Origin of the sequence: Enterococcus cecorum (assembly GCF_052119425.1) — a bacterium.
GTDB classification, from domain to species: Bacteria; Bacillota; Bacilli; order Lactobacillales; family Enterococcaceae; genus Enterococcus_E; species Enterococcus_E cecorum_C.
Genome location: NZ_JBQKFH010000057.1, coordinates 1 through 10,452 on the forward strand (window position 1 = coordinate 1; position 10,452 = coordinate 10,452).

Annotated in this window: 9 protein-coding genes and 1 riboswitch; of the genes, 4 read left to right on the top strand and 5 right to left on the bottom strand. The window is 37.7% G+C overall.

Translation table 11 applies throughout. The annotated features are described in order from the left end of the window. Positions 1 to 154 precede the first annotated feature (154 nt). Together brnQ (ACTQZM_RS10895) and ACTQZM_RS10900 are read right to left on the bottom strand one after the other, a co-directional pair. Entirely contained in the window at positions 155 to 1,501 is a 1,347-nt protein-coding gene (brnQ, locus tag ACTQZM_RS10895) for a branched-chain amino acid transport system II carrier protein (protein WP_441653782.1), read from the bottom strand. 104 nt (positions 1,502 to 1,605) lie between these two features. Beyond that, positions 1,606 to 2,985 (bottom strand): RsmB/NOP family class I SAM-dependent RNA methyltransferase, encoded by a 1,380-nt coding sequence (locus ACTQZM_RS10900; protein ID WP_441653783.1) that lies wholly within the window; start codon positions 2,983 to 2,985, stop codon positions 1,606 to 1,608. A 204-nt stretch (positions 2,986 to 3,189) separates the two neighbouring features. On the opposite strand from ACTQZM_RS10900, the gene def reads away from it, so the two are divergent. Beyond that, positions 3,190 to 3,753: a peptide deformylase gene (def, locus tag ACTQZM_RS10905; protein WP_441653784.1), complete on the top strand. Its 564-nt coding sequence runs from the start codon at positions 3,190 to 3,192 to the stop codon at positions 3,751 to 3,753. A gap of 49 nt (positions 3,754 to 3,802) precedes the next feature. Here the strand turns inward: def and ACTQZM_RS10910 are convergent, their stop codons facing one another. From ACTQZM_RS10910 to ACTQZM_RS10920, 3 genes are read right to left on the bottom strand one after another with little or no spacing between them, the layout of a single operon-like run. Then, positions 3,803 to 4,327, bottom strand: a complete 525-nt coding sequence (locus tag ACTQZM_RS10910) for a transcription repressor NadR (RefSeq protein ID WP_441653785.1) — start codon at positions 4,325 to 4,327, stop codon at positions 3,803 to 3,805. Beyond that, positions 4,320 to 5,171 carry a chorismate mutase gene (locus ACTQZM_RS10915; protein ID WP_441653786.1) on the bottom strand — a complete coding sequence of 284 codons (852 nt, stop codon included), beginning with the start codon at positions 5,169 to 5,171 and terminating at the stop codon, positions 4,320 to 4,322. Before ACTQZM_RS10915 ends, ACTQZM_RS10910 begins: the two co-directional genes overlap by 8 nt. Before the next feature lie 15 nt (positions 5,172 to 5,186). Continuing rightward, the gene (locus ACTQZM_RS10920; RefSeq protein ID WP_441653787.1) at positions 5,187 to 5,888 is read right to left on the bottom strand and encodes an NAD-dependent protein deacylase; all 702 of its coding nucleotides are present in this window, start codon (positions 5,886 to 5,888) and stop codon (positions 5,187 to 5,189) included. Positions 5,889 to 6,083: 195 nt separating this feature from the next. Then, a riboswitch (Lysine riboswitch) is annotated at positions 6,084 to 6,253 on the top strand. 154 nt (positions 6,254 to 6,407) lie between these two features. Between ACTQZM_RS10920 and ACTQZM_RS10925 the strand changes: the two genes are divergently transcribed. The 3 genes from ACTQZM_RS10925 (at position 6,408) to brnQ (ACTQZM_RS10935) (ending at position 10,336) form a co-directional block, all read left to right on the top strand. Continuing rightward, positions 6,408 to 7,979 (top strand): ABC transporter permease subunit, encoded by a 1,572-nt coding sequence (locus tag ACTQZM_RS10925; RefSeq protein WP_441653788.1) that lies wholly within the window; start codon positions 6,408 to 6,410, stop codon positions 7,977 to 7,979. A gap of 14 nt (positions 7,980 to 7,993) precedes the next feature. After that, complete coding sequence (locus ACTQZM_RS10930; protein WP_016250939.1) at positions 7,994 to 8,734, top strand: amino acid ABC transporter ATP-binding protein; 741 nt, start codon at positions 7,994 to 7,996, stop codon at positions 8,732 to 8,734. Between the two features lie 258 nt (positions 8,735 to 8,992). Further along, positions 8,993 to 10,336, top strand: a complete 1,344-nt coding sequence (gene brnQ / locus ACTQZM_RS10935) for a branched-chain amino acid transport system II carrier protein (RefSeq protein ID WP_441653789.1) — start codon at positions 8,993 to 8,995, stop codon at positions 10,334 to 10,336. Positions 10,337 to 10,452 lie beyond the last annotated feature (116 nt).

Here is a 10,452-nt window from a genome sequence, read left to right on the forward strand (position 1 = left end):
ATTAAGATAAGCATTTACAACTTGCTTTTTAAACTCAAAAGAATATTTGGACATAAAAATACCGACCTCCAATTGTTAGATTTTATGGTCTAACTTTTGGGGGTCGGTACACTCACATTGTGACTTCCGCCTTTTTTTATTATGTGTATGGTTGTTAATTATTCACTGTTTGTTTTGCTTGCTGATAAACAGGGGTTTTACGTTGACGCCACTTGCTATAAAGAAATCCAAGCAATCCGCCAAGTACTGCTGGCACGACCCAACTAAAACCAAGATTACTCAATGGCAAAGCAAGCCAACTCAAGAAATCAAGCTGAGGATTTATCGCTTTAAAGGCATCATTTAAGCCGATAATTGAAGTGAATAACACAGCCCCCACATACATTCCTTGACTACAGTAGATGACTTTACTTAAAAATCCTAACAAGATTAACACAATCATAATCGGATAAATGAAATTTAAGACTGGAATCGACACTTTAATCAGTTGGTCCAAGCCGATATTTGCGACAACAGCACTAAATAAAGTAAATGCCGTCAGAAATTGCTTATAACTCACTTGTGGGAATAAACGGTTGAAATACCACGAACAAGCAGTTAATACACCTGATGCTGTAGGTAAACACGCCAATAATACCACCACTCCAAATAAAATGTTTCCAAAGTTACCAAAATAATGATGACTAATCGCTGATAAAATCACCGCACCATTGACGTGTTGACTCATTCCGCTTGTTGCACCAATCATCGCAATCCCGGAATAAATGATTCCTAAACAAGTGGCTGATACTAAACCAGCTTTTAAGATAATCATTCGCGTTTGTTTAGCACTCTTGATTCCCATCGCTTTGGTCGCATTCATGATCAATGTCGCAAAAATGACCGAAACAATCGTATCCATCGTCAAATAACCTTGTTTAAGTCCCGTGGCAAAAGGTAAAGTCGCATAATTGCCACTTGGCTTAGCTTCTTTGGCAATGGGATGCAAAAAGCTAGTAACAATAAATAAGCCTAATATGACTAATAAAAACGGCGTAATTAATTTGCCAAAACGATCCACAAAATGATTCGGATAAAGGGCTAAATAATAAACAATCCCAAAAAAGAGAATGCTAAACAAGAATAAAAACAAGGCTTTTGGGCCACTAGGTAAAAACGGCACGACCGCTATCTCAAAGGAAACTAAGCCTGTTCGTGGTGCAGCAAACAAGGGGCCGATTGCCAAATACGTCACGCAAGTTAATAATAAGGCAAAAATTGGATGTACTTTGATGGCGATATCTTCAGGTTGCCCTTTTTTACTGACAAAAGCGAGCGATAATAAGCCAATCGTCGGTAAGCCAATGCCAGTAATTAAAAATCCGCCCATTGCAGCAAAGACTGATTCGCCGGCTTTAGCTCCTAATTCTGCTGGAAAAATCAGATTTCCCGCACCAAAGAAAAGCGAAAAAATCATCAATCCGATAAAAAATATTTCTTTAAAACTTAATTTTTTCTCCAATATGTTTCTCCTTTAAATTTGCTTGATTGTTTTTATTTTTCAAACAATTTAATCAATTTTAGTTTAAAAGCAAACCCTCCGCTGATTTTGGAGAGTTGCTTCATTTATGGTTGAAAACGTAAGCCCTTAGGATAGAAATTCTTAACGACTCCTTGGACTTGTTTGCCTAAACCTACAGGAATTTGATCAACAACTAGCACGACCCAGCCTTGGTTTCCTTCTTTGAGAATAGTTTCGCCACGCACATAACGTTGCCAATCTTCCAAAGTAATCTGACAACTAGGATAAGCCGAAACATCCGCAATTGCCATCGTCCAAGCAAATGCTGGCTCAAAGCGGTTTTTCTTAAAGACCCCTAATTGTAAGCCTGGTTTAAGCACTTTTAATTTTTCTAAACTTATCATCTCTTGCGGTAAAAGCCACAAATTGTCCTTAAAAGGAACTAGCTTCCCCTCAAAAGGCAGAGGCCAGCGTTTGGTAAAATCGTGCATCACTTTTTGCTGTTCTTTATTCAAACCATCATTTGACGCATTTTTCCCTTTTTTGGCTTTCTTTGTCTTTTGTTTCGGTATACCATCAGAAATAACGGCTTCTGTTAATCGTAGTTTCGCCACAAAATGTCCTTCACCCTCATTTAAATGCGGCCAAATTCGCACCGTATCTTCTAGATGAGCGACACTTCCCCACTCACTACGGCCAGGAGATGTCCCCTCGATGGATAATGGCACAATTTCAAATGGATAATTTTCTACCAAGAAGCTAACCATTTCTTCGTTTTCTTCTGGGGCAAAGGTACAAGTCGAATAAACGAGCATGCCGTCTTTTTTTAACATCCGTACCGCTGCGTCCAAGATTTCTTTTTGACGTGCGGCACACATTTCTGGGGTATCTGCTTGCCACTGTTGGATAGCTTCTTCATCTTTACGAAACATGCCTTCACCTGAACAAGGCGCATCAATGACAATCGTATCAAAAAATTGTGGGAAAAAGTCAACCAATTCGGCCGGAGCGTGATTGGTGACTACTGTATTTTGGGCACCCCAACGTTCCAAGTTTTCAGCTAAAATCTTTGCCCGCTTTGGATAGATTTCATTCGCCACTAATAAACCTTGGTTGGCTAGACTTGCAGCGAGCTGTGTCGATTTGCCACCAGGGGCCGCACATAAATCTAATACACGCTCACCAGGTTGGACATCTGCGACACTCGCAACAATCATGGCACTAATTTCTTGAGAATAGACATAACCTGCTTGGTGCAAGATAGATTTTCCACTGATTTCGCCTACGTAGCCATCCTTAGCAAAAGGCGCTTGTGGTAAGGTACGACCATCAAACTTGGCCAACATTTCCTTAGCATGGGGCTTTAATGGATTGAGTCGAAATCCTTTTTGCACTTCTTCTTGAGTTAAAGCTGTCAAAAACGCCTCGGCTTCATCACCAAGTAAGTGCTGATATTTATCGATAAAAGCTTGAGGTAAATTCACTTTAATCCTCCTTTGTTTTAATAATTATAACAATAGCTAAATTCATCGGTCAACCATTCATTGCATCTTTTTTCTAAAAAAATAAAATATTTAGATAATTTTGAAAACTTTAGAAAATTTAAGAAACATTTGTGCGATTGGTAAAAAAAATCAAGCTATGATAGAATACTTATTAGAAAAAAATTGAGGAAGTGAAGCATTTAGATGTTAACAATGAAAGATATTATTCGTGAAGGTAACCCTACTTTGCGTGCTGTCTGTGATGAAGTGCCTGTCCCTTTAACAGCAGAAGATATCCAGTTAGGTAAAGATATGTTAGAGTTTTTACATAATAGCCAAGATCCTGAAATGGCTGAAAAATATGAATTACGTGGTGGTGTTGGTTTGGCTGCCCCCCAATTAGACATTAAAAAGCGAATCATCGCGCTTTTAGTGCCTAGTAATAATCCAGAACAACCAGAACCAATTTTAGAAACCGTCATGTATAATCCTAAAATCGTCAGTCACTCTGTCCAAGATGCATGTCTAGCAGATGGTGAAGGTTGTCTATCCGTTGACCGCGAAGTACCTGGATATGTGGTTCGCCATGCACGCGTCACTGTGACTTATACCGATATGAATGGTGAAACACAAAAGATTCGTTTAAAAAATTATCCAGCCATCGTCGTGCAACATGAAATCGACCATTTAAACGGTGTCATGTTCTATGATCATATTAATGCCAAAAACCCATTTAGCTTAGATAAAGATGTATTAGTTTTAGAGTAAATCAAAAGAGGCGTTCAAACCAATAGTGATTTGAGCGTCTCTTTTATCATTATTCATTTTCTTCCAGTAAGATGCCGGCTTTCGATAAGGAATGTTTAATCTTGACTAAGGTTTCTTCATTTGGATATTGAATGGTGTGTAAATGGATGCCATCTGTTAAGCTAGAAAGCAAAGTTGCATGTGCTTGTTCTACCTTATTTAAAAAGGCCGTTACCTCAGCGTCATTTTTGATATCCACAGTCCCTTTGATTTCACCATATAGTTCATGTTCAATAATCACATCAACCACGGTACCCCCATTTTCAACAATTAGTCGTAATTCTTCTTCCACTTGATCAGGACGATGCTTTCCCGCCAATTTTGTTTCTAACAAACCAGTAGATTTTTTGTTTAAGCGATAACCTCTAGAATTAGAAACAATATCTATGCCGCTCGCTCGCAACAAAGCAATATCGCCTACCACGATTTGGCGACTCACACCAAATTTTTCTGCTAATTGTGTGGCGTTCACATTTTTGGTAGCTTTAGATAACTCCTCTAAAATAATTTCTCTTCGTTTTTGACCTTCAATCATTGTCTTTTCCCCCCATACGTTCCATTTGATAATCTTTTGAATGCTTCATTAAATCACCAAAGCTATCACGAATGGTTGCTTGATATTCTTCTTTGTGAACTAACTTAGAAACTTTTCCTAATAAAGCCTTTTCCCTATCCTCATCTAAAACCGGTAATTGATGTTTTGCTTTATAATCCGCAATTGACGAAACCACATCCATCCGTTCTTCCAATAATTTTACGATTTGACAATCAATTTGGTCAATCGTTTTGCGTAAAGACTCAAGGTTTTCAGCACTTTCTTCCACTTTCTTAGGAATTTCTTTAAGGATTTTCGCAGGATTTCCCGCAATCACTACATTATCTGGAAAACTCTTAGTCACTACGCTACCTGAACCGACAACGACATTATCCCCTAGCGTCACTCCTGGTAAAATCACCGAATTTCCACCGATCCACACATTATCTCCTATGGTAATCGGCGCACCATTTTCATAACCGCTATTTCGTTCAACAGGGTCAATTGGATGATAGGCTGTGTATAATTGAACATTTGGCGCTAACATACAATTATCGCCAATCGTTATCGGACAAATATCTAACAACACCGCATTAAAATTGGCATAAAAATTCTCACCCACAGAAATATTATACCCATAATCAAAATGCACATTAGGTTCCATATATAGATTTTGTGCAGTTTTGCCAAAGGTTTGTTTCAATAATTCGCTGCGTTTTTTGCCATCTGTCTCTTGATTTATGGCACGCATCATTTTTCTTGCGTGTTTGCGATCTGCGACTAACTCGGCATCTCCTGAAAAATAAGACTCGCCAGCAATCATTTTCTCTTTTTCTGTTCTCACAACATCACCTTTTTCTTATAATTTTTCAAATACTTCTACTGCATTCTTTTGTAACATAAATGCTTGGATTGGTAAATAGATGGGGGTTTGATTAATGACCAAAACTTTGGCATCTGACCGTTTGTAATGGATTAAATCACAAAATGGGTGTACCTGGAAAGTCGTCCCCACAATCACGATTAAATCCGCATTTCTCACTGCATTGACCGCACTATCCAACACATCTTGGGTAAAACCTTCTTCATATAGTACAATCCCGGGACGAATTTGGCCCCCACAATCACGATGCACATCTGATTGCATATAATCTTGATAATCAACTTTTTGATGACATTTGCGACAATAGCAGTCATAAATATTGCCATGAAAATTCACACAATGTTGACTTCCAGCCTTTTCATGTAGCCCATCAATATTTTGCGAAACCACCCAACAATCTTTCTCTTTTTCCATCGCGGCAATTTTTTCATGAATGACATTAGGTTTCGCATCAGGATGATACAATTTTTGGACAAATTCATAAAACTTTTCTGGTTCTCGTAGCATACACGTATGACTCAACAAATATTCTGGTTGATCTAATCCATGATACACACCTTTTAACGAGCGATAATCCGGAATCCCTGAAGCCGTCGATACCCCCGCTCCGGTTAGAAAAGTAATATGTTTGGCTTGTTGAATCATTTCCACTGCCTCTTCTATCGTAATCGCTAGCATCTTACTCCCTACTTTCTCTTCTTTTTTCTTATTATATCATTGATTATCTATCTTAACAGAAATTTCAGAAAATAGTTCGTAAAAATTATTATCTATTATGAAAACGTTTAGATGAAAATTCGTTTTACATTTCTATTGACAAAACACAACTTTTCAACTACCCTATAAAAGGATTAATTGAATAGTTTCCTTCACTTAAAAAGTAGAGGTCGCAGGATTTATTAAGCTTATGGAGTCAAGCAAGACGTGGAAGTAAGTCTAGGAAATACTGCCGAAACCATTCTTTATTGCTTGAAAGAATGTGTTGGGGTGCAAGTGAATAATTTGCACACTGTCTTAGATTTCTAAGATGAGCTATGTTTAGTGAAAAGGATTGTAGTCATTTCAGCAGTCGTTTTCTAAGCATAGAAAGGGCTGCTTTTTTGTTTAGCTAAAAGATGTAGTAAATTTGCCTTTCATTATTCAAGTACTTCTTAACAAGAGAAATTATTCAAAAAAAGAAGAAAAGAGGAATTTCAAATGAAAAAACGTGCAGGCTTATTCTTTTTACTGACACTAATTACACTATTTGTCACTAGTTTACCAGTATTTGCCGATGATAAAACTCCTGCCAATGAATTTAGAGTCGGAATGGAGGCTGGATATGCACCATTTAACTGGACACAAACCAACGATAAACATGATGCGGTCGAAATTGCTGGTCAAAAAAATGCCTATGCTGGCGGTTATGATGTCGAAATTGCCAAACGTATTGCAGATGGCTTAGGCAAAAAATTAGTTATTGTCCCTACTTCTTGGGATGGCTTAATTCCTGCCTTACAATCTGGCAAATTAGATGCGATTATTGCGGGGATGAGTCCAACAGCCGAACGTGCCAAACAAATTGATTTTACGGATCCTTACTACGAATCACACTTAATTATGGTCACACAAAAAAATGGAAAATATGCCAATGCTAAGTCGATTGAAGATTTTAAAGGGGCAAAAATTACTGCCCAATTAAATACTTTCCACTATACAGTCATCGATCAAATCCCTGATGTCCAAAAACAACAAGCTTCAAAAGATTTTTCAAGCATGCGTGTGGCCTTGGCTTCGGGAATTATTGATGGTTATGTGAGCGAAAGACCAGAAGGCGTCACTGCAAGCAATGTCAATAAAGATTTCAAAATGATTGAGTTCGCCGATGATAAAGGCTTCAAAACCAATCCAGAAGATGTACAAGTCGCTGTCGGGATGCGTAAAGGAGATAGCGATGTACAAAAAGTCAACCAAATTTTAGCGACTATCTCTGCTAAAGAGCGCACAAAATTAATGGATGCTGCCATTGCTAATCAGCCTTCTTCAACTGATGAAAATGAAGATACTGGTTTAATCGCTACTTTCAAACAAATCTTAAGTCAATACGGTACCCTATTCCTTAAAGGGGCGGGCATGACTTTATTAATCGCGATTTTCTCAACCTTTGTAGGAACGATTATTGGTTTATTAATCGGGGTATTTAGAACGCTACCTACTTCAGAAAATCCTGTCTCGCGTTTCTTCCAAAAAGTCCTAAATGTGATTATTACCATTTATGTGGAAGTTTTCCGCGGCACGCCAATGATGGTACAAGCGATGGTTATCTTCTATGGTTTAGCCCTAGCTTTCCATATTGATTTGAACCGTGTCGTTGCCGGGTTATTGATTGTTTCGATTAATACAGGGGCTTATATGACTGAAATCGTGCGTGGGGGGATCTTCGCTGTAGATAAAGGTCAGTTCGAAGCCGCACAAGCTATCGGTATGAACCACCGTCAAACCATGATGAAAGTCGTTTTACCACAAGTATTGCGCAATATCTTACCTGCCATTGGTAATGAAACAGTCATCAACATTAAAGATACCGCGGTGTTAAGTGTTATCAGTGTGCCGGATTTATTCTTTGCAGGTTCTACAAGTGCCGGAACTAACTACATGTTCTTCCAAACGTTCACCATCGTCGCTGTGATTTATCTAGTGATGACCTTAACTTCAACAAGCCTATTACGCTTATTGGAAAAGAAAATCGATGGACCTAGCGCTTATGTACCAATGGACGAAGAAAAATAAGGGAGGATTTAGACATGTCTGCAATTATTCAAATTAACCACTTGAAAAAAAGTTTTGGAAATAATGAAGTCTTAAAAGATGTTAGTTTAGCAGTGAAAAAAGGTGAAATTGTCACGATTATCGGTTCTTCTGGTTCAGGTAAATCCACCCTTTTACGCTGTATCAACTTACTCGAAAAACCAACCGATGGCGAAATTCTTTATAAAGGTGAAAATATCTTAAGCCCAAAATACGATTTACCAAAATATCGTACTCATTTAGGGATGGTTTTCCAATCCTTTAATCTATTCAATAATATGAACGTATTGGAAAATTGTATTGCTGGACAAGTCACGGTATTAAAGAGAAATCGTGAAGAAGCGAAAAAAATTGCTTTAGAAAACCTTGAAAAAGTCGGTATGTCCCGCTTTTTAAATGCAAAACCAGCCCAATTATCAGGGGGGCAAAAACAACGGGTGGCGATTGCGCGTGCGGTCTCTATGAATCCAGATGTCATGCTCTTTGATGAACCAACCTCCGCACTTGACCCTGAGATGGTCGGCGAAGTTTTAAAAACCATGAAAGACTTAACAAAAACTGGTTTAACCATGATTATTGTTACCCACGAAATGGCCTTTGCGAAAGAAGTTTCAGACCGTGTCATCTTCATGGATAAAGGCGTTATCGCTGAAGAAGGTACCCCAGAGGAAATCTTCAATACACCAAAAGAAGAACGCACGAAAGCCTTCTTACATCGTGTCCTTAACGATAAATAGGCAATTGAAAAGTAAGACTAGTCGCATTTGGCTAGTCTTTTTTCATTAATTTAATAAATAACTCAGAATATTTAGTTAAGACATTGTGCTATCAATTAACAAATGAGAATAAAAAATATTAAGCAAATGATATCAACACATTTCATTAGCGTTTGATGAAAATATCATTAAAATTAACTCTATCTAAAATAAATAGGATTGTCATTTTTAGCAAAATTAGATACAATTTATTCAATTCTTTTTGAAAAGAGGTTTAAAATGGAAAAGAAATTATCATCAAAAGATTATTTGTATCTTGGTTCCATGTTATTCGGATTATTCTTTGGAGCAGGAAACTTAATCTTCCCTGTGCACATGGGACAAGAAGCCGGCGCCAATGTTTGGCCAGCGATTATTGGCTTTTTAATCACTGGAATCGGTTTACCATTCTTAGGGATTATTGCTATCGGAATTTCCGGTGAAAATGGCTTATTTGACTTAGCCTCACGCGTGCATAAAGGCTATGGCTACTTCTTTACCGTCGCATTATATTTAGTGATCGGGCCGTTTTTTGCAATGCCTCGTCTAGCAGCTACTTCCTTTGAAATCGGCTTAACCCCATTTGTCGCGGAAAACCAAAAGACCTTATTTTTAGCAATTTTTAGTATTCTATTTTTCGCTTTGTCTTGGTGGTTTTCACGCAATCCAAGTAAGCTATTAGACTATGTAGGTAAATTTTTAAATCCGTTATTCTTAGTACTTTTAGCTATTTTAATCGTGATGTCCTTTGTCAAACCAATGGCTAATATTCACGATATCACAGTACTTGGAAACTATCGTAACCATGCCTTCTTTACTGGTTTCCAAAATGGGTATAACACTTTGGATGTCTTGGCTTCCTTAGCTTTTGGGATTATCGTCGTCAATACCTTAAAAAATAAAGGCGTCACTAAGAAAAGTACCATTACCGCTGACACCTTTAAATCAGGTGCAGTAAGTGTTCTGTTAATGGGAATTATCTATTCTTTCTTAAGCTTAATGGGAACAATGAGCATGGGTAAATTTGACTTAAGTGAAAATGGTGGTATTGCCTTAGCGCAAATCGCACATTACTACTTAGGAACAGGTGGAAGTATCATTTTAGCATTAATCGTTATCGTGGCTTGTTTGAAGACAACCATTGGCTTAACCACCGCCTTTTCTGAAACTTTTGCCGAATTATTCCCAAGCTTAAGTTATTCGACTTTAATTGCTGGTGTTTCGATTATTCCATGTATTATCGCGAATGTCGGTTTAACCAGTATTATTTCTTATAGTACGCCAGTGTTAATGTTCCTATATCCATTAGCCATTATCTTAGTACTACTAGGAGTTAGTGGCCCGTTATTCAAAAACAATCCAATCGTTTATCAAACTGTTACGATTTTTACGATTATTCCTGCAATAATCGATGGCCTAAAAAGTTCGCCAGCGTGGATTCAAAATGCCGGCATAACTCAAAAAATGATTGAATTTGCTAAGAATACTTTGCCATTCTCTGATATTGGCATGGGCTGGATTGTGCCTGCAGTATTTGGCTTAGTCCTTGGTTTAGGCATTTATCTCATCAAAGAAAAATTATAAAACGCAAAAGGGGCTGACCCAAAAGTAGCCCCTATGTGAAAAAATAGAGGTCTTTCCATTTAGATAGTAGTGGAAAGATCTCTATTTATCTTTTGAAAGTGAATACAAAAATAAAG